Origin of the sequence: Rothia sp. HMSC036D11, assembly GCF_001814205.1 — a bacterium.
Taxonomy (GTDB): Bacteria; Actinomycetota; Actinomycetes; order Actinomycetales; family Micrococcaceae; genus Rothia; species Rothia dentocariosa.
The window spans coordinates 23,881-49,019 of the sequence record NZ_KV815272.1 but is presented as its reverse complement, the minus strand read 5'-3'; the positions used below and the strand labels follow the sequence as shown (position 1 = coordinate 49,019).

The 25,139-nt window shown below is 56.4% G+C and carries 18 protein-coding genes and 1 tRNA gene; 15 read left to right on the top strand and 4 right to left on the bottom strand.

Annotated features, from left to right (window positions below; translation table 11 throughout):
* Nucleotides 1–56: 56 nt before the first annotated feature.
* Complete coding sequence (locus HMPREF2958_RS00180; protein WP_070695773.1) at nucleotides 57–1,925, bottom strand: ABC-F family ATP-binding cassette domain-containing protein; 1,869 nt, start codon at nucleotides 1,923–1,925, stop codon at nucleotides 57–59.
* 337 nt (nucleotides 1,926–2,262) lie between these two features.
* Here HMPREF2958_RS00180 and HMPREF2958_RS00175 point away from each other — a divergent pair, with 337 nt between their 5' ends.
* The 4 genes from HMPREF2958_RS00175 to HMPREF2958_RS00160 all read left to right on the top strand — a co-directional run bounded on the left by HMPREF2958_RS00175 (nucleotide 2,263) and on the right by HMPREF2958_RS00160 (nucleotide 6,280).
* A complete protein-coding gene (locus HMPREF2958_RS00175; protein WP_070695772.1) occupies nucleotides 2,263–3,540 on the top strand; it encodes an MFS transporter in 1,278 nt (425 codons plus the stop codon).
* Nucleotides 3,541–3,682: 142 nt separating this feature from the next.
* Nucleotides 3,683–3,753: transfer RNA gene (locus tag HMPREF2958_RS00170), tRNA-Gln, on the top strand.
* A gap of 58 nt (nucleotides 3,754–3,811) precedes the next feature.
* Nucleotides 3,812–5,254 carry a bifunctional UDP-N-acetylglucosamine diphosphorylase/glucosamine-1-phosphate N-acetyltransferase GlmU gene (gene glmU, locus HMPREF2958_RS00165; RefSeq protein WP_070695771.1) on the top strand — a complete coding sequence of 481 codons (1,443 nt, stop codon included), beginning with the start codon at nucleotides 3,812–3,814 and terminating at the stop codon, nucleotides 5,252–5,254.
* Between the two features lie 39 nt (nucleotides 5,255–5,293).
* A complete protein-coding gene (locus HMPREF2958_RS00160) occupies nucleotides 5,294–6,280 on the top strand; it encodes a ribose-phosphate diphosphokinase (protein ID WP_048778555.1) in 987 nt (328 codons plus the stop codon).
* A 156-nt stretch (nucleotides 6,281–6,436) separates the two neighbouring features.
* On the opposite strand, the gene HMPREF2958_RS00155 is transcribed toward HMPREF2958_RS00160, so the two are convergent.
* Nucleotides 6,437–9,184 (bottom strand): arsenate reductase/protein-tyrosine-phosphatase family protein, encoded by a 2,748-nt coding sequence (locus HMPREF2958_RS00155; RefSeq protein WP_070695770.1) that lies wholly within the window; start codon nucleotides 9,182–9,184, stop codon nucleotides 6,437–6,439.
* A 344-nt stretch (nucleotides 9,185–9,528) separates the two neighbouring features.
* Between HMPREF2958_RS00155 and HMPREF2958_RS11040 the strand changes: the two genes are divergently transcribed.
* Complete coding sequence (locus HMPREF2958_RS11040; protein ID WP_048754404.1) at nucleotides 9,529–10,032, top strand: hypothetical protein; 504 nt, start codon at nucleotides 9,529–9,531, stop codon at nucleotides 10,030–10,032.
* 7 nt (nucleotides 10,033–10,039) lie between these two features.
* Complete coding sequence (locus HMPREF2958_RS00145; RefSeq protein WP_048751351.1) at nucleotides 10,040–11,857, top strand: ABC transporter ATP-binding protein; 1,818 nt, start codon at nucleotides 10,040–10,042, stop codon at nucleotides 11,855–11,857.
* Nucleotides 11,858–11,938: 81 nt separating this feature from the next.
* Here the strand turns inward: HMPREF2958_RS00145 and HMPREF2958_RS00140 are convergent, their stop codons facing one another.
* Together HMPREF2958_RS00140 and HMPREF2958_RS00135 are read right to left on the bottom strand one after the other, a co-directional pair.
* Nucleotides 11,939–13,018 (bottom strand): glycosyltransferase family 2 protein, encoded by a 1,080-nt coding sequence (locus HMPREF2958_RS00140; protein ID WP_070695769.1) that lies wholly within the window; start codon nucleotides 13,016–13,018, stop codon nucleotides 11,939–11,941.
* Between the two features lie 56 nt (nucleotides 13,019–13,074).
* Nucleotides 13,075–14,055 (bottom strand): alpha-1,2-fucosyltransferase, encoded by a 981-nt coding sequence (locus HMPREF2958_RS00135; protein WP_070695768.1) that lies wholly within the window; start codon nucleotides 14,053–14,055, stop codon nucleotides 13,075–13,077.
* Between the two features lie 236 nt (nucleotides 14,056–14,291).
* Between HMPREF2958_RS00135 and HMPREF2958_RS00130 the strand changes: the two genes are divergently transcribed.
* The 9 genes from HMPREF2958_RS00130 (at nucleotide 14,292) to HMPREF2958_RS00090 (ending at nucleotide 25,100) form a co-directional block, all read left to right on the top strand.
* Nucleotides 14,292–15,215: a glycosyltransferase family 2 protein gene (locus HMPREF2958_RS00130; protein WP_070695767.1), complete on the top strand. Its 924-nt coding sequence runs from the start codon at nucleotides 14,292–14,294 to the stop codon at nucleotides 15,213–15,215.
* Between the two features lie 77 nt (nucleotides 15,216–15,292).
* Nucleotides 15,293–16,291: a CgeB family protein gene (locus tag HMPREF2958_RS00125; RefSeq protein WP_070695766.1), complete on the top strand. Its 999-nt coding sequence runs from the start codon at nucleotides 15,293–15,295 to the stop codon at nucleotides 16,289–16,291.
* Entirely contained in the window at nucleotides 16,282–17,370 is a 1,089-nt protein-coding gene (locus HMPREF2958_RS00120) for an RNA-binding protein (protein ID WP_070695765.1), read from the top strand. The genes HMPREF2958_RS00125 and HMPREF2958_RS00120 overlap by 10 nt, the downstream gene beginning before the upstream one ends.
* Nucleotides 17,370–18,110, top strand: a complete 741-nt coding sequence (locus HMPREF2958_RS00115) for an acylneuraminate cytidylyltransferase family protein (RefSeq protein WP_070695764.1) — start codon at nucleotides 17,370–17,372, stop codon at nucleotides 18,108–18,110. The genes HMPREF2958_RS00120 and HMPREF2958_RS00115 overlap by 1 nt, the downstream gene beginning before the upstream one ends.
* A 71-nt stretch (nucleotides 18,111–18,181) precedes the next feature.
* Nucleotides 18,182–20,425, top strand: a complete 2,244-nt coding sequence (locus tag HMPREF2958_RS00110; RefSeq protein ID WP_070695763.1) for an N-acetylneuraminate synthase family protein — start codon at nucleotides 18,182–18,184, stop codon at nucleotides 20,423–20,425.
* Nucleotides 20,426–20,434: 9 nt separating this feature from the next.
* On the top strand, nucleotides 20,435–21,526 hold the full coding sequence (locus tag HMPREF2958_RS00105) for an acyltransferase family protein (RefSeq protein ID WP_070695762.1): 1,092 nt from the start codon (nucleotides 20,435–20,437) through the stop codon (nucleotides 21,524–21,526).
* Nucleotides 21,523–22,656, top strand: coding sequence for a glycosyltransferase (locus HMPREF2958_RS00100; RefSeq protein WP_070695761.1), 1,134 nt, complete (start codon nucleotides 21,523–21,525; stop codon nucleotides 22,654–22,656). Before HMPREF2958_RS00105 ends, HMPREF2958_RS00100 begins: the two co-directional genes overlap by 4 nt.
* A complete protein-coding gene (locus tag HMPREF2958_RS00095) occupies nucleotides 22,653–23,978 on the top strand; it encodes an O-antigen ligase family protein (protein WP_070695760.1) in 1,326 nt (441 codons plus the stop codon). Before HMPREF2958_RS00100 ends, HMPREF2958_RS00095 begins: the two co-directional genes overlap by 4 nt.
* Before the next feature lie 78 nt (nucleotides 23,979–24,056).
* Entirely contained in the window at nucleotides 24,057–25,100 is a 1,044-nt protein-coding gene (locus HMPREF2958_RS00090; protein ID WP_070695759.1) for a glycosyltransferase family 4 protein, read from the top strand.
* The last annotated feature ends 39 nt before the right edge of the window (nucleotides 25,101–25,139 follow it).

The following is a 25,139-nucleotide window of genomic DNA, read 5'->3' as shown; positions in this document are numbered from 1 at the left end:
CAACGTTGAGAAACCCGTTTTATTCGCTATCAAGACTCTTTTAGTAGGGGAGCGGGCTATCCGAGGAGTTCCGAGAGCTCCAGCCAGCGCATCTCTAGCTCGTCGATCTCATCCTGAAGCGCCTGCTGTTTTTGCCCCAGATCGGCAAGCCCGGCGTAATCGGCGGGGTCGTGTATGCTCATCTGCTCGGAGAGCTTGCTCTGTTCCTCGCCCAATTTTCCGAGGCGACGCTCAATCGCGGCGGATTCCTTCTGTGCCGCGCGTGCCTGTGCCCCCGATACTTTCGGCGTGCTCTTAGGGCCAGAGTCCGTTGGTTCAGCTTGGCCACCAGAAACCGAAGAATCGTTCTTTTTCGTTGGGGCGGATGCACCGCCCGTAACACCAGCGGCAGAACCGCCCCGACCCGCTGCGGAAAGTGCCAAATATTCGTCCACCCCACCGGGCAGATGCCGGAAGGAACCGTCAATCACCGCATACTGCTGATCGGTCACACGCTCCATGAGGTAACGGTCGTGAGAAACCACCAGCAGGGTGCCGGGCCAGGTATCGAGCAGATCCTCCATTGCCGCCAGCATATCGGTATCCAGGTCGTTTGAAGGCTCGTCCAGAATCAGCACATTCGGCTCGTCCAAGAGAATGAGCATGAGCTGCAGTCGTCGCTTCTGCCCACCCGAAAGATCTTTCACCGGGGTAGAAAGCTGTGCGCTCGTAAAACCTAGCCGTTCCAACATCTGCGAGGGCGACATCTCTTTACCGTCGGCAATATAGCTGCGCTTCTTGCGGCCGATCACATCAGACACGCGGTCGTTCTCAACCTCTTTCAGCTCATCCAGCTGCTGGGTGAGGGTGGCAACCTTGACGGTCTTACCGCGTTTCACACGCCCCTCAGTTGGTTCCAAAGAGCCGGTGACCAAGGCAAGCAGGGTTGATTTTCCGGCACCATTCACGCCTAAAATACCGGTGCGCTCACCCGGTGCAATCCGCCAAGTTACGCGACGCAGCACCTCACGTTTGCCGTCGGGCAGCGAAGAATCCTCAAAGGTGACCGAGACGTTCTCAAGATCCACCACATCCTTACCCAAACGGGAAACCGCCATTTGCTTGAGTTCCACGGTATTACGTACCGGCGGCACATCGGCAATCAGCGCATTCGCCGCATCAATACGGAACTTCGGCTTTGAGGTGCGCGCCGGGGCACCACGACGCAGCCATGCCAACTCTTTGCGCATCAGGTTCTGGCGCTTTGCCTCCGCGGCGGCCGCCTGCCGATCGCGCTCCACACGCTGCAGAACGTAAGCCGCATACCCGCCCTCAAATGGTTCCACGATATTATCGTGAACTTCCCAGGTGTCGGTACTGACTTCATCAAGAAACCAGCGGTCGTGAGTGACCACTAGTAAGCCGCCCGCGTTCTTGCTCCAGCGGTTTTTCAGATGATGCGCAAGCCATGTAATTGCTTGCACATCCAGGTGGTTAGTGGGCTCATCCAGCATGAGCACATCCCATTCCTGTATCAGCAGAGCAGCCAGCGCCACGCGGCGACGCTGCCCACCCGAGAGTGAAGAAACCGGCGCATCCCAGGGCAGATCAGACACTAAACCGGCAATAACATCACGAATACGCGGCTGCGAGGCCCACTCATACTCTGGAGTATCACCCACCAGAGCATAACCGACCGTATGAGAATCGTTGAGAACATCGGACTGATCAAGGTACCCGATGCGCGTGCCACCACGCGCCGTCACGCGCCCGGAGTCCGGCTCAAGGCGCCCCGCCAGAATCTTCATGAGTGTGGATTTACCGTCGCCGTTGCGACCCACAATGCCGATGCGGTCGCCCTCATTAATGCCGACGGTCACCCCCTCGAAAATAGTGCGGGTAGGGAACTGAAGGTGCAGCGCTTCGCCGCCAAGTAAATGTGCCACATATCCAGGGTAACGCCTGACTCCCACACGCCTGGAAGTCTTCGTATAAATCCGGCGAAAACCGTGCAGGCAGTTGGACGTAAGATTGTTTGGGGAAGTGCAGGCAGCCGACCGTCAATAATTCCTATAGCTTTTTGAAGGCAAATATCCGATGAAAAATGAGACAGGAGTACTAGGGCAATCAACGTAATATGTATTACATTTTTTTACCGAGGGCTCTGTTAGGCTAGTGCCGTACGACACTCTGTAAGGCTTTTTGCAGGTTGTTCGTTACGCACCACATTCCACAAGCTAACTCCCTCGGCACCCTCAAACATTTTTAAATTTAAAAACACACATGGCACAAAAACTCTCCCGCGTAACCCGCGATATTTGGGCGCTCTCACTCGCCACGTTCATTAACCGCGCAACCGGTTTCCTCGGACTTTTCGCCGCCGTCTTCTTCAACGAAATCAAACTCGACGCCCAAGCCGTCGTTCTCGCCCTGCTCATCGTGGGTATTGCGGGTGTGAGCGGGTCGCTTGTTGGCGGGCATCTTGCCGATAGAATCGGTAAGCTCCCCGTCCTGTTGGGAAGCACCCTCATCAATATCGTTATTTTTACTGCTCTCGCTCTCGCAGATTACACGCTCGGGTGGTGGACGGTCACTCTTGCTGCGCTTAACGTCTTTGTCTCTCAATCCTTCGTGGGACCGGCATCCGCGCTGGTCGCCGCCTCTGCTGCTGGGCGTGAGCGAGTTAGCAGGTTCGCGTTCTACCGCATCTTTATCAATGTGGGAAGTATTGTCGCCCCGGCACTCGTGGGTATTATCGGGCGCGAACATTTTAATCTGCTGTTCTGGTTTTCGGTCGCGGGTTCGGCTCTTGTTCCCTTCATCCTGTACTGGGGGATACGCGGTGCAACCACTGGTGGAGGCAACACTTCGGGCACCTCAGAACTATCCGAACCCCGCGAAAGTTCGCCCGCCGCAGATAATCCCCGGAACAAGCCTAGCGCCTATCTCTCAAGTATGTGGGATACGCTCGCTCTGCCCTTCGTCTATATAGCTATGGCGTTCACGATGGTGGTGTATGCGCAGCATCAAAGCGCAGTTCCGCTACGGCTTGATAGCGAGCCAAACGGAGTACAGCTTTACTCGTTCTTACTGATCATCAACCCCGTAATCGTGATCTTTTTCGAGTACCCGCTCAGCCATCTCACTAAACGGCTACCTTCATACCTCGCCCTGTGCTTTGGGATATTCGTTATGGGGTTCGGGGTTGCACTCGCCGGTATCTGTGCACAGCTGCCCGCCGTCGTCATTGTCGGATGGGTGTTGTTTTCCGTAGGGGAGTGCCTCTTTGCACCCATGTCGCACACCTATGTGGCAGAACTATCTTCTGAAGCCGCGCAGTCTCGTTCCCAAAGCTACCTGGCGACCGTGCAGTCTATTGGTTATGCGCTGGGCCCGGGCATCGGAAGCTGGATGCTCCTCGTGCTCGCCGCCGGAGCCTGGGGCGGCTTTATGATCTTGACTCTGGCTGCTGTTGGGCTGGTTCTCTGCGCTCGTCTGGGTGAACCGCGTGAATCTGGTGCAAATCATGCCAATGAGAGAGATAAATCCCAGGGTATCTGAGGCGCCACAGGCACCGTGGTAATGCAAAAATTAGGGCTTCCCAAGGGCACAGAGCGGCGTGTGTGAGAACGCTGCTATTTTTGCTACACTATGGAGTATCCGTTTCTTTGTCCGTCAACCCGACGGGTGTTCATGCGGATAATCCGCCATGGTGTAATGGCAGCACAGCGGCCTTTGAAGCCGTTTGTCTAGGTTCGAATCCTGGTGGCGGAGCGAATAGTTCGGGGGTAGACTTCCGGCTATATCCCACACCTAACAAGGAGACATCTAGGTGAACGCAGAAAATCGGAAGGCACCTTCGGCTGTTATTGTTTTGGCTGCGGGAGCTGGCACTCGTATGAAATCTGCTACCCCCAAAGTTATGCACGCGATAGGTGGTCGTTCCATGGTGGAACACGCCGTAGCTGCCGCCCGAGACCTAGACCCCCAGCGTCTAGCCGTTGTAGTGCGACACCAGCGTGATAAGGTAGCCCAGCATATTCTTGACTTTGATGCTCAGGTCACCATCGTCGATCAGGACGACATTCCCGGCACCGGTCGCGCTGTCGAAGTAGGTCTTAACGCACTCGATACCTCCAACCTTGTTGATGGTACCGTGTTGGTCACCTACGGCGACGTACCCCTGCTTCGCGCCGAAACCCTGCGCGAACTGATGGACTTTCACGAAGAGGGACGCAACGCCGTTACCGTGCTCACCACTAATATCGAAGAGCCCGGTGCCTACGGGCGCATCGTGCGCGATCAAGCAGGCGAAGTTACCGCCATTGTGGAGGCCAAAGACGCAACCCCCCAAGAGCTGGCGATTACCGAAATCAACTCGGGTATCTACGCTTTCGACGCCAAGGTTCTGCGCGAAGCCCTATTAGAGGTCACGACCGACAACGCACAGGGCGAAAAATACATTACCGATGTACTCGCTATAGCCCGCGATAAAGGGCACCGCACCGCCGCCCTCGCTATTGAGGATCGCTGGGAGGTTGAAGGCGCGAACGACCGCGTGCAGCTCGCGCAGCTTGGGCGTAAACTCAACGAACGCATCCTGGAAAAACATATGCGTAATGGTGTAACTATTGTGGATCCGCACAATACCTGGATCGACGTAACCGTTACCCTTGAAAACGATACAACTCTGCTGCCCGGCGTGCAGCTGCACGGGACAACATCGGTCGCCACCGGTGCAACTATTGGCCCGGACACAACCCTGACCGATATGACGATCGAAACCGGCGCAACCGTTATCCGCAGCCACGGTTTCGGTGCAACCATCGCCGAAAACGCCACCGTAGGCCCCTTCTCATACCTGCGCCCCGGTACCGTTTTGGGCGCGAATTCAAAACTCGGGGCCTTCTGCGAAGCCAAGAACTCACAGATCGGACAGGACGCCAAGGTACCCCACCTCACCTACGTAGGGGATGCCGAAATCGGCGAAGGCGCCAATATTGGTGCGGGATCCATTTTTGCCAACTATAACGGGGTTACTAAGAACCGAACCGTTATCGGCGCGCATACCCGCATGGGCTCGGGCGGCATCTACGTGGCACCTGTCACCGTTGGAGACGGCGCATATTCCGGTGCGGGAGCCCTGATCCGCAAGGATGTTCCGGCGGGCGCGCTCGCTATTTCTGAGACTTCCCAGCGCAATATTGATGACTGGGTTCTAAAAAATCGTGAAGGAACCGAGTCTGCACAGGCTGCTAAGGCCGCGCAGGAGTAGTTTTCACACACCGAGTTCACAAGGAAAGCGAACACAATCATGTCTAGCGAGATTACCAATCCTGGGATGCGTAAAATGGCAGTGGTGTCCGGGCGGGCGCATCCGGAACTAGCCGAAGAAATCGCTGCTGAACTGGGGCATGACCTGCTGCCGACCTCTGCGTATACCTTCGCCAACGGTGAGACCTATGTGCGCTTCGAGGAATCTGTGCGCGGCGCCGATGCTTTCGTGATTCAGTCGCACCCGGCGCCCATCAACGAATGGCTGATGGAACAGATCATTATGATTGATGCGCTCAAACGTGCCTCCGCCCGCTCGATTACCGTAGTTTCGCCTTTCTACCCTTATGCCCGCCAGGATAAGAAGCATAAGGGACGTGAGCCTATTTCGGCTCGTCTGATTGCCGATCTGTACAAGACCGCTGGCGCGGACCGCCTGATGTGCGTCGATCTGCATACTTCGCAGATTCAGGGTTTCTTTGATGGTCCGCTCGACCACCTCTTCGCTATTCCAGTTCTAGCGAATTATATTCGCGGGCGCGTTGAGAACCCCGAGAACGTGACCGTCGTTTCCCCGGATACCGGTCGTGTACGCGTGGCTGAGCATTGGGCTGCCCTGCTCGGTGGTGCCCCTTTGGCCTTCGTGCATAAGACACGCGATATTAACGTGCCGAATCATGCTGTCTCGAAAACCGTTGTGGGCGACGTTGAAGGGCGCTCCTGCGTACTGATCGACGATATGATCGATACCGGTGGAACCATTGCTGGCGCGGTTAAGGTTCTGAAGGATAAGGGCGCGAAAGAAGTCATTATCGCGGCAACCCACCCCGTATTTTCTGGTGCAGCCGTCGATATTCTTTCCGGATGCGGTGCCTCCGAAGTGGTTGTCACTAACACTCTGCCCGTGCCTGCCGAGAAGTCTTTCGATAATCTGACGGTTCTGTCGATTGCTCCGCTGATTGCACGTGCTATCCGTGAGGTTTTCGACGAAGGGTCCGTGACCAACATCTTCAACGATCACGCCTAAATCGTATATATCGCATTCACCCCGTGGCCGAGCTTCGACAGTTCCGGCGCGGGGTGATGTTATTGGACCGAGAAAAATATCCCCGTCTGAAAACGCTAGCGCTCTCAGACAGGGATATTAACTACTAGAGGCTATGCCCCTCATAATCTGCTTGTTTTAGTTCTGCACCTGTGCCTGCGAGAGCCACGGCAGAATCTCGAAGAGCGAGTTTTCAATCTCGTCGACCGCGATGCGTGCCGCCTCTTTACCCTGACGGTACGGATCACCAATGTTATCGCTTGTGCGGGGCGCCTGATTATGGCTGTACAGGTATGAGATCGGTTCTGCCTCGGAACCGATTTCTTGCTTCAGGTTAGCTACCTGCTTGATGAGATGAACCTTGTGGTGGTACTGCGGCCATTCGCGGATAATCCAATCGGCATGCTCCGCCTCCGCCACCAGGATCAGGGTAGCGCGTTCCACCATGTCTTCGGTGAGCTGCTTGGCGCGGTACCCGGAAATATCGTAGCCGCGCTCGTCAAGCTGTTTACCCACGTGACGGTATACGCGCGAGCCCGAAAGTGCCGAAGTTCCGGCGCTGGTGAAAATCCAGTCGTCGGTCAGACCGTATTCTTCGGAGAGCTGGCTTGCAATAATCTCTGCCGCCGCACTGCGCGCTACGTTCCCTGTGCACACGAAGACCGCTTCCATAGGCCCTTGGAGCCTGGGAGCGAGCCTGCGCCTGCGCACCACGCCCGAGCGAACTTCGCCCGGCGCGAGCTTAAACGGAGAGGCATGGGATGCTGCGCGTTTTACGGGACGGACGGAAGCTGTCGGATGCACAGATGCCTGGGCAGGAGCCGAACGGAAACCCGTCGGCTGAGCTGCTGGCTGGGTACTCTGCGTATCCGTATCCTGCGCATCCTGGGCGGAAGTGGAGAGCGTGTTGTTTGCGCCATCACGCACTTTCAAGGTCTGGTGAGCGGGCCGCGAGGGCTCTGTGCGGGTGTTCTCGTTAGACGTGGGACGAGCAGCACTATCACGCTGAGCAAGTTTTCGCGCCAGCTGAGCCTGATTCTGCTCGCGCTGCTCTCGTTCAGACTGAGTCTGCTCGTTCTGCTGTCCGGCATTGGATTCTTCAGCGCGCGTGCGCTGAGCCTGTTCCTCTCGGCGACGGCGAGCCTCTAGACGTTGACGGTGAACTTCCGCGCGTTCACGTTCGCGCCGGGCCGCTTCATCTTCCTGGCGCTGCGTTTCCTCTGTCTGAGACTGCTGATTTTCTCCACTGTGAAGATTCAGTTCTTCCTGCGCGCGGCGAATGGCGATTGCCTCTTTACGGGTCTGCGGCTTATACCCAGGCTGCAGAAGCTTCTCCATATCGAAGCCCGCGAACTCGGGCTTGTTCGCAAGTTTCTCGCTGATAGAGGGTTCGCTCTGCTTTTGCCTCGTTGGAATATCCTCCGGGGTCTGCTTGGATGTTGCCGGAAGGCTATTCCACGGATTAGCGGCAGCAGACTTTTTCTGGGGTGTGGGAATGCTGTTCCACGGGTTATGGGTTGCTGCTGTAGATGCCGTTGCCGTGCTCTGTTGTTGAGTCTGTTGCTGGGGAGTTTCAGGCTTTTTATGAGTCTGAGCATCTTGGCGTGCGCGAGCCTGTGCCGCGGCAACAATTTTGGCGGGGGAGTAGCCAGGGTCGGACTGCGCAAGATGCGACTGAACCGGCTTAGACTGCACAGAGGAACGCGAAGCTACTTCAGCGGGCCTTGGCTGTTGGTGGGTCCTTTGCTGCGGTTGATGTGCCTGGGCGCGCTGCTGGGTGGGCTGGCTCTGGTTCTGCTGCGCCGATGAAGGACTCTGCTGGCGCTGCGCCATTTGCTCATTTGCTTGACGCGCAAGGTTGGTGCGCACCGTATTCTTCAAGGCAGCATTCCGAGCTGCAGGGTTCTTGGCAATCGAATTCTTGGGGCGTACCTTTTTTGCGCCGGTTGTTTTTGCGGATGCGGTGCGCGCCTGAGCTGACCTCTGCGGCGCTGTGCCAGACTTGGGGCGCTTGTTCTGCGCCGCAGCTGCGCCGGGTGCTTGTGAACGGGACGAGGTGGAACGCTGGGTTATGGGTATCCGCGCGGTCTTCGGGCGCGGAGAATTTGTACGCGCAGCAGTATTTTCCACGCGAGGAGTCTGCTGCTGAGATTTATGCTGTTTTGCGTAACGCTGTGCCGCAGCCTGCACATCGTTGGTATCCATGAGAACCGTTTGATCCAGCTCTGCGCTGTTCGTCGTCGGCTTGGTAATCTGCTGCTCTGGCTTCTTTTTACGCTTTGAAATCTTGCCGTGGAATTCGCCGATGTTAATCGACCTGGTTTTCCGAACCATCGGGCTTGACTGCGTCTGCGGTGCCGCCTGAGAATTTTTACGGTTGCCGCCCACGGAACGCTGTGCCCCCGTAGCGGAAGAAAGTATGCTTGCGGCACGGCGGCGAGCATCGGCTGCCTGCTGCGCCCGCCTCTCTGCGGCCTGTTTTTCAGCGGCAGCACGTTCTGCAGCACGCCGTTCTTCTGCTTCGGCGACCGCAATATCGCGTGCCGCGCGTATGTTAATGCTAGACGTTACCGGCCCAGTGTGATGCAAACCCTGGGAGCGGGATTCGTCCTCTCGCGCTTTCCTCTTTTGAGCAGCGAGCGAGCGTACTTCTTGTGGAAGATCCTGTGACCTACGGGAGGTGCTGCGTGCGGAACGTTGGGGCAGGTCGTGTCGCGCGCTCAAACGTGCGACCCCGTCCTGAAGGGAAGACCTTGAGGAGCCTCCTGCTCGGCGGCGTCCGGAAGCGGTATCGGCGGAGGGGGACTCACGGTTATCCTGCCCGGCAGGTACACCAGAGTCAGACAGATATTTGTCCCTGAGGGACTGAATATTAAAAATTCCCATGGATACCTTTCAGAGTCTCGGACGCTCCAGAAGCGCATTGCATTGCCTCCAGGGCAGGGCTACTCACCTATTATTTTACCTGTAGAACACAATTTGTCAGTCTTTGGAGGGTTCCTAGCGTGTATCTCGATGTTGTGTTAGGCACGAGCAGAGTACACGACGGTAGTGTTTACGCGAATAAATTTTCGCGAAAAAACTATGTATCATAATACGTCTTATACGCCGCAAAGATTAAGTAGAAATATGCATAGTCTGAAAATAATTCTGATCTGCATGCTAAAATCTACATACGTATTTTACGTGTATTTTTTATCGGCACCAGCCGTTTTACGAAAGCACAATTCATGAAATTCCTCACCGCACTGCGGACTGAACTGGGGCAGCTAAGCTATTCACTCAAAGCTCGTAAAACCCCTCAACAATGGCGAGATCAATACGTCGCAATTCGTGGTATCCGCATTTTTAACACGCCATCTGTACACTATCGAGGTCCCCGTACAGAAGTATGGGGTATTGCGATGGTTAAAGATGAAATAGATATTTTGCCTTATATACAGCGCGCGCAATCGCATCATCAGGTTGGTGAGCCGGTACCGGGGAATTGGATACGCCGCTCTCTCGTGTATTTCGGTGAGGTGAGTTTTGCCTTCTATCTGGTCCATGAAATTGTTATTTTCCGATTCATCAAGACCTCTTTAGGGCGCGATATGGTTCGCATGGATGCACGGGGAATCTTGATGATGCTCATAATCTTGGTGATTTCTATACTTGCAGCGATTATTGCACATCATGCGATCGAACGTCCCGCTCGTATTATGATTCTCAAGGCATCCACGCGCACTCTGTGAGGTTTTTATGAAAAATATTTATCGTAAACTCAGAATCTTCTTTCCCGGACGAAAATTTTATATTTTAATCCTCAATATCCTGGGGCTTTTCGTGGTGTCTCTTTTCGAGATGTTGGGCGTGGCGGCTATTCTACCTATCGTTAACCTGGCGATGGGCGCCCCTATTACCGGGTATTTACGAACTGTCGCGGAACTTTTCGGCAACTCCGACCGCACGCAGCTTATCGTGATTTTTGGCGTCGCGCTGGTGCTCGCCTTTGTCATAAAGGGTGTACTGTCGTTGGTTATTAAGCGCTGGAGTCTGGGGTTTATTGCTACCCAGCAGAGCATTACCTCGGTGAATCTGCTCAACTGCTATATGCGTGAGCCTTATCTGGTTCACCGTAAGCGCGGTGCAGCGGCGGTGCTTAACTCGGTTAATGACATTGTGGGGCAGGCGTACAGCGCTTTCGTAAATGGTGTAATGAGCTTTATCGGGGATTTACTCTCCATCGTGGTGCTCATGGTGATGCTGCTGGTTCTTATGCCGCTTCCCGCGCTTTTCGCTTTTGCCTACTTCGGCGTGGCTGCCTTTGCGCTTCAATACGTTTTGCGAAGGAAAAATAAGGAGCAGGGCGAGATTATCCTGGAAGCTACGCGCGGCTCGATGAATGCAGCGCTTGATGCTGTGGTTGGGTTCCGCGAGATTCGTATGCACGGTGTGACCGAACGGTACCTGCACCGGTACCAGAGCAAGCGCATGGACTCGGTGAATGCGAATATGCGGAACGTTTTCCTTCAAGAACTTCCAAAGTATACCCTTGAAATTATTTTTATTCTCGGAATCGCCGCACTTCTAGCGATCATGAGCATGACTCAGGGTGTCGATAGCGCACCCTATCTGCTCCTTTTCGCCGGTGCCTGCATCCGTATTCTGCCGAACTACACGCGCATTGTGGCGTCCCTAGGTAATATTCGTTCCGGTGAGAAACCCAGCGATGAGCTTGTCCGCGAAATTGGGATGCTTGATGAACAGGGGAAGAAGCTCGACCTTCCGCCTGCTCCCGACTCTGATATTCAGGCAGAGTACGTAAACCGTGAGATTGAGCCCATCACTATTACGGTGGAGAACCTTTCCTTTACCTACCCCGACGGTGATCAGCCGGTGCTGAAGAACATTAACCTGCAGATTCCTATGGGTACATCGATCGCCTTCGTGGGCGGCTCTGGGTCGGGAAAGACCACCCTGGTTGATTTAATTTTGGGGCTTTTCAGCACCGAGCAGGGGCGTGTGTTGTGCAATGGAGTGCCGATCGAGCAGGATCTGCCCGCGTGGTTTCAGCGCATCGGGTATGTGCCTCAAGACGTCTTCATCGCCGATTCTACGGTGCTGGAGGCGGTTGCTTTCGGGCTTGAACCGCATGAGATTGATGAGGCGCGGGTGCGTGAATGCTTGGCTGTCGCTGAGCTTACCGAGGTTGTGGACTCCCTGGAGAACGGGCTGATGACGATGATCGGGCACAATGCTGTTCGGCTTTCGGGCGGTCAGCGCCAGCGTCTAGGCATTGCCCGTGCACTCTACCGCAACCCCAGCGTGCTCATTATGGACGAGGCTACCAGCGCCCTGGATAACGAGACCGAGCATAAGATTACCCAGGCGATCGAGCGTATCTCGCGGGATATTACAGTGATTATCGTGGCGCATCGCCTCTCGACGGTGCGCAATGTGGATCAGCTGATTTACCTTTCGCAGGGCGAAATCGCCGCGCAGGGAACCTTCACGCAGGTGCAGCAGCAGAACGAAGAGTTCGCCAATCTGGTGCGTTTAGGGCAGCTTCCCGAGTAGTCGGGCGAATCGACCTGAAAACAGTAGGACTGTGCCCGCCTCCCAATCTTGGGGAAGGCGGGCACAGGTCTATTGCTAGTTTTAGGCAGTCTTCGGCCGGGCTTCAAGGAAGGGTTTAAGGCTGTGCGCATCCTGCGGTATATCGCTGCCTAGGGGGTAGAGGCTTCCGCGCGGCTGCCACGCAAGATTTACGGGAATGGGCCTGCCCGCGATAAGATCCAACCAAATATCGGCAAGTTGTTTCTCGCTCAGCTCGCCATTTTTACGCCAGTGATACCCCAAATCTTCCGGCAAATCGGTGAGCTCAAGCGCCTTTGCCCCCTGCATGAGCTTGCGCTGCAGCTGCTGCCGTGAACGCCAAGGCAGATGTAAGATAACCACCCGATCGGTGCCCTGTGCCCCAGGCCGAAGCACCCGATGATTACCCATAGTGACGACCGATGACCGCCAGGATTTAAAGCACACCTTAGGGTCAAAATGCGCGGTTGTATCGAGCACCAGGTCTCCCGAGGCCGTAGGAAACAGGTTGTAGAGCTGCGAGATTTCCACGGTATTTTTGCTGGTGGACAGAACCTCGGCAAGCGTACCTTCAACGCCGAACCAGAACTCGTCCGCATCGAAAGGCACTACCCAGGTGGCACCGGCTCGCTGGGCCCGATGGGCCAGATAGGTCATTTTCTCGGACTGATAATAGGCGGGCTCACGATCACGCCCAACACTCAGCGGAAGCTCGCGGCTAAGCCGTTGAAGAAGCTCAAAAGTACCGTCATCTGAACCGTTATCGACCACCAGGATGCGTGCCACCCCCTGGGCATGCAGGTGCCGTAGGGAACGTTCGAGCACATCCGCCTCATTCTTGACCATCGCGACCGCCCACACGCCCTTGGTCGTGGGCAGGGGAGGGATCTCGAAGGTCTTTTCTAGCGCCCGGTAGCGGTTTTTGAAATCTCCTGTGTTCAGCAGGGCACGTGCCTCACGCCGGGTAAGCAGATCGCGCTGCGCCAGAAAAAGCCGATGTTTTCCAGTGCGAAGGCCGCGAACCGCCGGGTCTATAAAACGGGGTTTAAAGCGCGAGTTTTCAAGGCGTCCAGAGAAAAAACTATGGGAGTTAGATACGATTCGCTGCGAAAATTTAAACGGCGCGAGAAATTTGATGTTCATGGGTTATCTTCCGTGCTTGAGTATGAGTGAGTTGTGAAAGAGTGAATTATAGAGGTTTACGCGGTATCGCCTTCTTCAGGCAGAAGCCAGGTACCCCCATGCGGCGGCTTAACCGCATGCCAACGGGAGAAATGCGGATGCGGACGCACAGTTCCGGGCACCACGATAGGCTGGCGGGTTTTCGCATCGTACTCGTGGGCATTCGGTACGTACACCTCAACGGGGTGATCCGCCTGCGCCATATAAGCACCCCAGTACCCGAACGTAGTGTTCGTAAGAATAAGCCAGCGCGCCTTCGCAAGAACCGCTAAATCCGCGAACATACCCTCGCCAGTCTTATCGTAGATTACCGGGGCAATATCTTCGAGGAAACTCAGGTTTTCACGGCACCACTGCGGATCATCACTTGTGACCACAAAATTACTGGGACTCATACGTTTAAGCACCTGATCCAGGGCCTCACGTACATAGGCCACAGTATTAATACCGTAACGCTGCCGAATTGCGGGAACAGAATAATAATCACCGCGCCGAATACTGAGCACCACCGTATTACTTCCTACAATATTGCCTACTGTAAGAATGCGCTGCCTAAAATTCTCAGAAGAAAGTAATCGTTCACGGGCAAAAATTTCAAGAGAACCGGGCGCAAAACTATCTTCTACATTGGTATCAAGACCAGAATAACGCCGGTGCAAAAACTTAAAATCTTTCGGATCCATCATGAGTTCCTGCAAAGCAGGAAATTCTGTAAGCCAAGGTTCTAAACCGGCAGTATCGAGCATATATGAAAAATCCCCGGCATCGGCGCGACGGTCAGCATCAACGGCCGCCAACAGATAAAGCCAATTACCGCCGCGAGAAAAAGGAGGCGCAATATACACTTTCTCGCGAGAGTGGCGAACTGTATCCAAAACCCGTGCAATACCGGGGCGTAGAAACCCCATCACGCGAAAATAAGCTTCAACATGCGGCGGGCGCATACCCTCAAGTTCTGTTAACCGGGTTTTATCTTCAGACTCAGAACGACGATTCACACATAACTCCCTGGGATTTACACACGCAATACCTTTATTATGAGGCAAAATACGCTGTATAGTCACCTGATATGTCGATACTATATTAGAATTATAAAGTAACACTCACTCACGAGGATATGACGGCAATAACTATGCACAGTATGCCGAGAGTTTCCTCACGAATAAACACATACGTTTACAGACAATGTTTGATGACCGGAACATAGATGTAAACCGCAACAGAAAGCATTTTTGTGACTTCGTCAGCAGAAACTATCTCCGCCATTATTCCCTTTTATGGCGAACCTGCTCCCGTACTGAATTTAATTGCCAGCCTGCGCGCGCAGCGGGGAATAACCCCCGAAAATCTTGAGATTATCGTTTCTGACGACCGCTCACCCATACCCTTCCCCGACACCGAAGGCGTGAGCATCGTGCGCCGCGAGCGCAACGGTGGATTTGGCAGCGCCGTAAACTCCGGGGCTGCACGCGCACGTGGAGACTGGCTGATAATCCTCAACAGCGACCTTGAACTCGGCGAAAACTTCATCAGCTCAATGCTCACGGCGCTCGCCGTCTATCCGCAGGTGCTCGCCAGCCCCCAAGTAATCGGCCACGACGGAAACCACCAGTGGGTAGCCCGCAAATTCCCCACCGTGGGGCATATCGCATGGGAATGGTTCACACCCCTGGCACGCTTCAAACCCACGCGCCTGTGGCATCGCGGGGCAGGGCACGATATAAGTGCCTGCACTGCCTTGAGGCCCCACGGAACAGACTGGGTTATGGGCGCCTGCATGATGGTGTCCCGCACGGTATACGAACGGGTACAAGGCATGGACGAACGCTTCTACATGAACAGTGAAGAAGTAGACTTTCAGCGTCGTCTTGCCGAGATTGGGGTGCCGCGCATCCTGGTGCCCGAGGTAACGGTCACCCACGAAGGAGGCGCATCCAGCCCCTCAGCCCGGCGCCGCCAATGGCTTACCACCGCACGGTTTATCTACGCCGAAAAATGGGGGTTCGAGAAGAACCTGCGCCGCGCCCTAACCCTCACTAGCTACGCCAACTACGGCTTCAACCTGGTGCGGTCCCTGCGAAATCACCGAGTGAACCCGCGCGAGATTCTGAACCACGAACTAGAGCTGATCCGGCGGGGAACGCGGCACGAAAACTAGTCGGGTAACCGCGCCGAGGCGGCTTTCCCGCACGAAGGATCACAGGACAGAGAAGGACCACAAAGGATACACACGAGATGAGAGCCCCCACGATTCTGCTGGTTTCGCCAGCGTTCCACGGGTATTGGAAGGCTATTGAGGCTTCACTAAACGTTGCCGGGTACGAGGTTCGCACCCATATTTACGATGCTCCCGGCACAGTTGTCGACCGTATCCGCAATAAACTCGCGCATGAACTGCCCGAAAAATATCGGCCCGCATCCGCCGCGGTCCAGGCGACCGCTCGTGCTATCGCCGCGTTTGATGAGTATCGCCCCGATATTGTGCTCGTCATCAAAGGGGACCTGCTGGGGGATACCTGGTGGCAAAAACTTGAAGAATCCGGGGTGCGCTACGGAACCTGGCTCTACGACGAGCTGCGTCGCATGTCATACACCCTGGAAGATTTACCGCGCCTTGGAGCGCTCGCAAGCTATAGCCCGCAGGATGCCGAATACCTGCGCTCCCTAGGGTACGCCGTCTTGGATATGCCCAACGCCTACGATTCGCACTGCACGATCGCGCCGGTTACCGAAGACGCCATCAGTTTCGTTGGGGCGAATTACCCCAACCGTGAGCATACGCTGCGTGCCCTACACGAGGCGGGGATACCCGTGCGCGCCTACGGGCGAGACTGGTCGCGCCACCCCTGGGATATAGCCCGAACCCGCAGATTCAAGGGCACTGGAATTCCCGCACACCGCGATATCGACCGATCCGCCGCCTACGGGGTCATGGCATCATCACCGGCGACCCTGAATATCCACCACAACCAAGACGGCTTCACGATGCGCACCTTTGAAGCCCCCGGAGTGGGAGCACTTCACCTGATCGACCGGGCCGATGTGGCGCGCTACTACGAACCCGGGCGCGAAGTACTGGTCTACGAGAGTACCGAAGAACTTATTGACCTGTGCGCCCGCATCTTCCGTGAACCCCGCTGGGCGCATACAATCCGTGAGGCCGGGCAGCGACGCACCCTCGCCGAGCATACCTTCGATGATCGCGTCAAAATTTTGGAGAAACTATGGGCCTAAACTACCCCGTCGATCTCGAAGCCTGGCATGCTTGGCAGCAGCGCCAAAACACCCTGCGCTGGGTGAAAGGACACGCCCAAAACATGGTGCACGCCCGCAGAGGTGACCAACAGGACATGGTCTCCGGCATACTCTATACGCGTGGGGCAATACCGCGGGTACTGATCGTGCTCGACTCGTTCTCACCCACAAGTCGCAACGCCCTACTGGAACCGCTCAAACACCTCGAAGGGGTGGGGGTCGCGCTCTGGTGCCCGAGCGACGCTTCAGAATATCTCAACGGACAATACGCCAGCACACGCTATAGCCGCAAAGACTGGACCGCAACCCCGATACGCGCCGATGAGCTCGCCGAAAAACTGCCCGGCGTGCGCCTCGTACTGTCTTTAGGGCACTACCTGCCGCGCGGTCACGCGGCCTACCGATTCGCCCGCGAACGCGGCATAGCCTACTGGGTAGTACAGCACGGGCTACTGGTTCCGCACGCCCCGCCGCTGCCCATCGGTTCAACTCTGCTCGCCTTCAGTGACGAGGACGCCCAATTTTGGGCTTCCGGACGTCGCGACGTGCAGACGCATACCGTCGGCTCACAGCTGCTCTACCGCGCTATCCAAAATACGCACGGCGAAACCACCAAATCCCTGGGCAAAATCCTATTTCTGGGGCAGATGCATGGTGCGGAATTACCGCGCGCATCCTTCGCCCGCGCCGCGCACAGCTTTTTGAAACGCCACGACGGCATCTACCGGCCGCATCCGAGCGAAACCGATAAACTCTCCTGCGCCACCCACGCGCTCTGGGAGATAGAAGGCATCGCCATAGATCGCTCTTCCACGCCCCTGAACGAGGTGCCGAACCCGGTAGTCTCAGTCTTTTCAACCGGCGTGCTTGAGGCCGCAATCCGCGGTATTCCGGCATGGGTATACCACCCGAACCCGCCCGCTTGGCTCGAAGAATTCTGGGCACGCTACGGCATGAACCGCTGGGGCGAAGAACCCACGCCAGCGCCCGAACAACCCGCAGTCGAGCCCGCCCACACTATCGCTCAGCTCATCATCGACTACCTGGAGGCATACTAATGCGAGTTCTCTGCGTTATTCCCGTGCGCGGCGGATCCAAAGGCATACCGCGTAAAAACCTGCGCGAGATCGCAGGAAAACCCCTGGTGGCGTGGACTATTTTGCAGGCGCTCGCCGCCCGCGACGAACTGGCGGGGGAGCACGAGGTGCGGGTTGCGGTCTCAACCGAAGACCAAGAACTCGCCGCTATCGCCCGCCACTACGGAGCCGAGGTTCCGTTCATGCGTCCCGCGCATCTTGCCGAAGATACCACAGCCACCGAACCGGTGATCGAGCACGCCATCGACTTCTACACGGGCGAAGGCTGGGCGCCGGATGCGGTCATGCTGCTGCAAGCCACCAGCCCGGTACGCCTGCCCGGCACCTTGGCCCGCGCGGTGCGTCAATTTGCCGAGAACGGCAAAGATTCATTGGTTGGGGTTATCCCGATTGGCCCGTTTATTTGGCGGTGGCATCCGGATGCCGAACCTACTGCAGAGTTCGAGATTATGGCGCGCCCGCGCCGCCAGGAACTCACACGAGAAACCTTCCGGTACCGGGAGAACGGTTCGCTCTATATCACCAAAACTCACGTGTACACCGAGCACCACAACCGTTTGGCGGGGTATCCTGGAGGAACCATTGATCTTTTCACGCTTCATGAGGTCGAGGGCGTCGATATTGATGCTCCTATTGATTTTGCGGTTGCCGAGCATCAGCTCAAGCAGATTCTTGAGGGTCAACCCGGCGTAAGAAACTAAGCCTCAGCGTCAAAAGATCCAACACTCACTCTCACTAAACACAAGTTTTCTTGAAGAAAGCATCATAAACCGTGATTATCGAACGTAATATCGCGCCCTATGTGGTCTTCGCTGAAGACCCGATTCTGACTGCGCTTCACAAAATTTCTGCCAACGGTCAGCGCATCATCTTTTTAGTCAATGAATCCGGCATTTTGCGCGGTTCGCTCTCGGATGGGGACTTCAGACGCTGGCTGATCGCCAACCCCACCGCATCCCTAGAGACCAGCGCACTGGCGGCGGCGAATACGAACCCGCAGACCGCTCCCGCCGATAGCGACCCCGAATCTTTGCGCGGCTATTTCGCGCGCGGTATCGAGCATATTCCGCTTATTGACGAACGCGGCCATCTGGTGGCGTTGGCGATGGACGAACAGAACGTGCTGCGCATCGGAAAACACACCATCAGCGAGGATGCGCCCGCCTTCATCATCGCCGAGATCGGCAATAACCACCAGGGGAGCGTAGACTTCGCGAAAGAGCTGGTGGACCTCGCGGTGGAATCCGGTGCGGACGCCGTGAAATTCCAGCTGCGCGATCTGGATGCGCTCTACCGCCAGCGCGGCGGCTCCACCGCGGGCGAAGATTTGGGCGTGCAGTACACCCTGGATCTGCTCTCCCGGTTCTCGTTGAGCGTTGAGCAAATGTACGAGGTATTCGACCACGTTAAGGAGCATGGCCTGGATATTTTGTGCACCCCCTGGGATGCGCCTTCCGTGCAGGCGCTCGTCGATTACGGTATTGCGGGCATGAAGATCGCTTCCGCAGACCTGACGAACCACGAACTGCTGCGCGATGTTGCATCGCGCGGGCTGCCCATGCTGGTATCCACCGGTATGAGCCGCGAAGAAGAAATCCTGGACTCGGTGAACCTGCTGCGCAAGGCGGGCGCATCCTACGCCTTGCTGCAATGCCAATCCACCTACCCGGCACCCTTCAAAGACGTGAACCTGGCGTATATGGACCGTCTCGCCGAGATCGGCCAATGCCTGGTTGGCTATTCCGGGCATGAACGCGGCTACCATGTGCCCGTGGCCGCTGTTGCGCGCGGTGCGAAGATTATCGAGAAGCATTTCACGAACGATAAAACCCTGGAAGGCAACGATCACACCGTATCGCTGCTGCCCGAAGAGTTCGCGGCGATGGTGCGGCAGATTCGTGACATTGAGGAATCCATCGGCACGGCCGCGCCCCGCGAGGTTTCCACCGGTGAACTGATGAACCGCGTGAACCTGGCCAAATCACTGGTTGCGACCCGCAGCATTGCCAAAGGTGAGGTAATCACCGAGGCGGATGTGACCGTCAAGTCACCCGGCCGCGGCCTGCAGCCAAACTACCTGCCGCAGCTGCTCGGGCGTACTATCCAACGCGACGTTGAAGAAGGGTCGTTCTTTTTTGAGGGCGATCTGAAGGATGACCTCGTAACCCGCCGCGACTTCACCTTTGAACGCCCCTGGGGTCTGCCGGTACGGTACCACGACTACAAACCTCTGATTGAAGAGGCAACACCGGATTTCCTCGAATTTCACTTCTCCTACAAAGACCTTGATATCAACATTGACGAGGTCTTTGAGAAGAAACTGCCCATGAGCTTCACGACCCACCTGCCTGACCTCTTCGCCGGGGACTTCCTGGTCGATCTGGCTTCCCGCGACCCCGAAGTCTGGGAACGCTCCATCGCCGAGGTGCAGCGCACCATCGACATTACCCGCGATTTGACCCGCTACTTTACGGTGGACGAAGACCCCGTTATGGTCGTCACGATGGGCGGCTTCACCAAAGATAAGCACATCCCGGCGAGCGCCCGTGCCGCAAAGTACGAGCGCATCGGCGAAGCCCTGGGACGGCTGGATACCGCCGGAGTGCGCCTAGCGGCACAGACTCTGCCGCCCTACCCCTGGCTGATGGGCGGGCAGCAGTACCACAACCTCTTCCTTGACCCGCAGGATACCGCCGAATTCGCGCGCGCCTACGACAGTGCGCTCTGCCTGGACATTTCACACACCATGCTCGCATGCAACTTCCTCAAAATTCCGCTGTCGGAAGCGGTAGCACAGCTGGCACCGCACTCCATTCACCTGCACCTCGTCGATGGTATCGGCGTAGATGGCGAAGGCGTGCAGGTAGGCGAAGGCGATGTCGATTGGGCTGCACTGGGCAAGCAGCTGCGCGAGCTGGCGCCGAAAGCATCGTTCATCCCCGAAATCTGGCAGGGGCATATCAACAACGGCGAAGGCTTCTTCACCGCCCTAGACCGCCTCGAAAAGTGGCTGTAGGTCGGTTTCGTGACACCACCAAGGACCGTTCAACACACCCGAAAACCCGGAGAAGTACTCGATAACAGCTTCATCACCCCCGGACGATTTAGCGAACTCGACGGGCTGCGCGGAATAGCGGCACTGGCCGTTGTGGCCTACCATTTCGGGTACCCCGCCGTGCAGAACTACCCGCGCACCGCCCCCGAACCGTACTCTATTCCGCTCGGAGAACTAGGGGTGCAGCTTTTCTTCATCATCTCGGGGTACGTGATTTTGTTGAGCGCTATCAAAAGCGGTTCCGCCCTAAAATTTGGTATTTCGCGTTTCGCCCGTCTGTACCCAACCTACTGGTTAGCGCTTGCGGTTGCTGCGGCTGTGTATTTTCTCTACGGTAATCCCGGCAGGGATATTACGGTGGCGCAAACCCTGGTTAACGCGACAATGATGCAGCGTTTTATGCTGGTCGATAATGTCGATCAAGTGTATTGGACGCTCGCCATCGAGTTACAGTTCTACCTGCTCATGGGGCTTTACCTGGCTGTGCGGCGCGGAAAAATATATCGCCGCGAGATCACGATCGGTATTTTTTGTTGGACAACCTTAGGGCTGCTCATCTGCTGCATATTTCACCCGGAGGCGTCCCTGACGGGTGCCCCCAAAATGCTGGTGTGGGGCGTAGTTGCCGAGCATGCGGCTTTGTTTAGTCTGGGCATGGTGTTCTTTATGTACAGCCACGACCGCAGGTTTACCTGGCTGATGCCGTATTGCGCCGCGGCGGCCTCCATTAATGCCTTCCTCATGCACGATAGCGCCCACGGGGTGGGAGTCGCCATCATATGTGCGGTGTTTTTCGCCGTTATCTATGTGCGCCACGTGCCGTTTTTGGCGCGCGGACCCTTGCACGCGCTCGGCACAATATCGTACCCCCTGTATCTGGGGCACGCGATGCTTGGCTATATGCTGATCGATATGTTCTACCCCTGGGCGGGGGCGTGGGGCGCGCGCATATTGGCTCTCGCGCTGGTTCTACTCTGGGCGTGGTGCGTGCATAGTACGGTTGAGACACGAGTTTCTGCCGCTCTGCGTAACGTTCTGATACGAAAGCTGGTGAGGGCATGAGTACAGCCACGACTTTGACCGCGCTCTGGGTCGTTCCGGTTCCCGACTTCGGGGGAGTGGCGCGACATGTTCTTGACGTCGCCCGAACCGGTATTCCCGGGTATCGCCTGGTTGTCTGCGCGCCCGAGGGAAAACTCACCGAGCGTCTTCGCGAGCTTAATATTCCCGTTCACGCCGTACCCTTCGGACCGAGCCGCGGTTTTAGAACCTCGTTCGCCTCGCTCGCACACGTGATTGAACGAGAGAAGCCCGCTATCGTGCACAGTCACCTTGCCTATGCGGATGTTATCGCCGCCGCCGTCGTCAACTCCCTCAAGATGCGGCGGCTTGCCAGCCGGTCACTGACCGTTCCCACGCTCATCACTACCGAGCACGGAATCGCGGGGGATGATGCCGTCTATCACGGCACCTCCTGGCGTTCTAAGCTCATGGAACAGGTGCACCGGGTGCGTCTGTGGGGCACCAATGCGGCTATTGCCGTCTCGCGCTCTACCGCCGAGCAGATGCGCCGTAAATGGGGCGCTCGCAGAGTGAGCATCATCTATAACGGGGTGGATGCACCCCGGCTGCGCGCCGCCGTACATAAGCATCGCGTGCCGACCGAACCGGATGCGCCGCGCATCCTCTCGCTCTCACGGCTCTCGCCCGAAAAAGGTATTGACGTGCTGATAGAAGCATTCGCCCAGCTGCGCACCGTGTACCCCAAGGCGCACCTTGAAATCGCGGGGGAAGGTGACCTCGCCGATACCCTGGCGCAGCAGGTGCGGGAGCTGCATATCAGCGATGCCGTAACCTTCAGCGGGTTCGTCGATCCCCTAGAAGCGATGGGCCGCAGCGATATGGTGGTTCAGCTATCCCTCTGGGAGAACTGTTCTTATACGCTCTTGGACGCTAAAGCCGCCGGATTAAAAACCGTGGCAACCAACGTGGGCGGAAACCCCGAAATTCTTGCCCCCAACGAGCTTGTTAACCGCCGCCAGAACGCATTCTGTGATAGCGTTTTAGAAGCTCTTATGCGGAACTGTGAAGCCTCGGCCCCTTCAGCATGGACGTGGGTAACCAACGCCGAGATGACGGCGCAGATCGCAGAACTCTACACTCAAACACAAAAGCATCAAGGACTAGCATGAGCACTCACCTAGGAACATCGCTATCGCCTAGCTCGCAGCACCGGAACGATAGCGCAAACCTTTCTGCGCGCGTTAGTCACGGGCTCAAAAAGAGCGGTGACTATGTGCGGGACAACAGCAATCAGCTGCGCATACCCGAATTCGTAATTTTCGGTGCCATGGTGTTCGCTACCGTGCTGCCGGTCATTAACCAGCCCCTCAGCCAGATTGCCGTGGTTATCGGCGCACTCTATGGGCTTACCAAGCCTGCACAGTACGAACTTGGCAGGTTTAAATCTCTGAAAACTATTATGTGGCTGGGCTTGGTCTACATGATGTTCGTATCGCTTATGCATACCGCCAGTGCTGATGCTTTCGACTGGCGACAACGCTTAGTTCGCATGATCTTCACCACCATTTTGATGTGGAATCTTGCCGAGGGGCGGTTGCATTTTAGGTCCGCCATAGCCGGATACCTCACGGCGCTTTTGATCAACGTTCCCGCCTTCTATCTGGGAATTACCGAGCGCTCGGACGGCAACGTTCTAGTGGGTTTCCTTCACGATAAAAACTATGCGGGCCTGGCGTACGCTATCTTCGGTGTACTCGCTTTCGCTATTATGCGCACTATGCCCGAGCGTATTTTCGCCTTCGTGCTCGGAACTTCGGTGGTGTGGCTAACGAACTCGCGTACCTCCATTACGGCGTACCTGGTAGGCGTGCTGTGGGTACTGCTCGCTTCCCGATTCAACTTTATGGTGAGGATGTTCCTGTTGGGTGGGGTCTGGGCGCTTGTGCAGACGCTCGCCACAGACTATGCCCAGGTAGGGCAGTTTGCCTCGCGTGTGGGTTCCGATATGCTTCGTGAACGTATTGATGCGGTGGCACAGGAGAAAGCCGAAACTGCGGGGTTCTTTGGAAGCGGACTCGGAGAAGCCTACGCGCCCCTGCAGGATAGGAACTGGGTGTATCACAACTCCTATCTAGTGCTTCGTACCGAGGGTGGCTGGGTTTGGACAGTTTTCGTCATCGCTATCACGATTATCGTGGGGATGCGCATCTTCGTCTCAAAAACCTCCTGGACCGTCGAAGAAAGAGTGGGACAGGGCGCAGCGATAGCTCTGCTCGTCTGTGGTTTGAGCCTGGGCGAGGTCTTCTACACCTTTACCTGGGCAATTGTCATGGCCTATGCGGTTCGCGCGGGCGCCATCGCCCGGAACAGAGAACTTGGCATGCCGGGGTATGAGGCGGAAAACTTCGTGGGGGTAGACCGGCGTATCGAAATGCCAAAATCACCCGAAAAAATCACCGCCTATATTACGAACCGGATCAAAAACTCCTAGAACCATCGCCAAATGTTTGACTATTCACTTATGATAATTGGCATATCGGTACCGAAAACCTAGAAAGATACACCCGAGATGAGTAAAGAACTCTACCTAGCCACCAATAACGGCGATATAGGTGGGGGCGAAGTCATGCTCCTGAATATCGCGCGGGCGGCGCGAGGGCTGGGGTACCAGGTTGTCATCATCGGTCCGGCAAACCCGCCGGATCTCATTGAAGCGGCCGCCGACGAAGGGTTCACACGCATCGTACTGCCCGCTAAAACGCGCATGCAGTATATGGTTCAGCTGCGGCTCTGGCACCGGGCGCATCGGGATGCGCTCCTGTGGTGTAACGGGCTGGTTCCTGCCGCCGCTACCGGGGGACGGGCAGGGCGCATCGTGCACCTACATCAGCTGCCGACGGGTACCAACGCTAAATTAGTACCGTTCGCTCGTAAAAAGGCCCTTCAAACCCTCGTTCCCAGCGAGTATGTTGCGGCATCCGTACCCGGTGCGACCGTCTTCCCCAATTGGGCGCAGGAAGTCCCCCTCTCGCTGGCGAAGTCCACTGTCCCCGGGGTGGTACGCATTGGCTACCTCGGCAGACTCACACCTTCCAAAGGGGTTGGCGTCCTCTGCCAGGCGATCGAGCGCCTCAACAGTACTGTTACCGTCCCCGAATACCGCCTCGTGGTTGCCGGAGCGCCCGTCTTTGCCTCTGCAGAGGAAGAGCGTGAAGTATCCCGTGCCCTTGAAAACATTGAGCGCTACACCGACCGTCTCGGTTGGAGCACCCCGCAAAAGCTCTTCGACACGGTCGATATGCTGGTAGTGCCCTCGCAAGCCCCAGAATCCTTTGGGCTGGTCGCTGCGGAAGCGATGAGTGCCCGCGTGCCGGTGATCGTCAGCGATGCGGGTGCCCTTCCCGAAGTCGTGGGGGAGGACTACCCGTATATTTACCCTGCCCAGGATCCCTCGGCCCTCGTTGAAAAGATTCGACATTTAACTCAGGCTTTCTATCAAGAATCTGATATTCTTAATGACATTGTTTCTGCGGCATTTTGGCGCTGGCAGGAACTATATTCACCCGACTCAGGCAGAGAACGAGTTCGCCACCTTTTAGAGAAATATCTCTAGTGCATTCGCTATGCCCACGCTTGTTCCCGCCAAATACTC